The organism is Sphingobium sp. (assembly GCF_041987595.1).
Taxonomy (GTDB): Bacteria; Pseudomonadota; Alphaproteobacteria; order Sphingomonadales; family Sphingomonadaceae; genus Sphingobium.
Window position 1 is genome coordinate 1 of the sequence record NZ_JBHIWJ010000221.1, and the last position, 654, is coordinate 654.

1 protein-coding gene is annotated in these 654 nt (G+C 68.5%); it reads left to right on the plus strand.

Features of this window, described 5'->3' with window-relative positions; translation table 11 throughout:
* The coding region (gene secD, locus ACFC3J_RS22850; RefSeq protein ID WP_375198194.1) for a preprotein translocase subunit SecD at positions 1–654 on the plus strand (654 nt) is incomplete at both ends.

The window sequence follows — 654 nt, forward strand, 5'->3', positions numbered from 1 at the left end:
CCCGCCAGGGCGCCGACCGGATCGTGGTCCAGGCGCCGGGCGAGAGCGATCCGAGCAAGCTGGAAGAAGTGATCGGCCAGACGGCGCAGCTGACCTTCCAGATGGTCGATGTCGAGAACTCGGTCCAGGACGCCCTGGCCGGCCGTGTGCCGCCCGATTCCGAACTGCTGCAAGGCGAGGACGGCACGCCCTATCTGGTCAAGAAGCGCGTGCTGGTGTCGGGTGAAAACCTGACCCGCGCCGGCGTCGGTTCGGACCAGAGCGGCCGCCCGGCCATCGACTTCCGCTTCGACGGCGCCGGCGCTCGGCGCTTTGGCGAAGCCACCGCCGCCAACCTTCAAAAGCCCTTCGCCATCATCCTGGACGGCAAGGTCATCTCGGCCCCGACGATCCAGAGCGCGATCACCTCGGGCTCGGGTCAGATCACCGGCAACTTCTCGATCCAGGAAGCGGCGACCCTGGTGAACCTGCTGAACGGGGGTGCCCTGCCGGCGCCGCTGAACGTCGAGGAGCGCCGCACCGTGACGGCTGAACTGGGTGCGGACGCGGTCGCCGCCGGCGCCCTGTCCACGGCGGTCGGTTTCGTCATCATCGTGGTGTTCATGATCCTGGCCTACGGTCTGCTGTTCGGCGGCGTGTCGGTGGTCGGCCTGG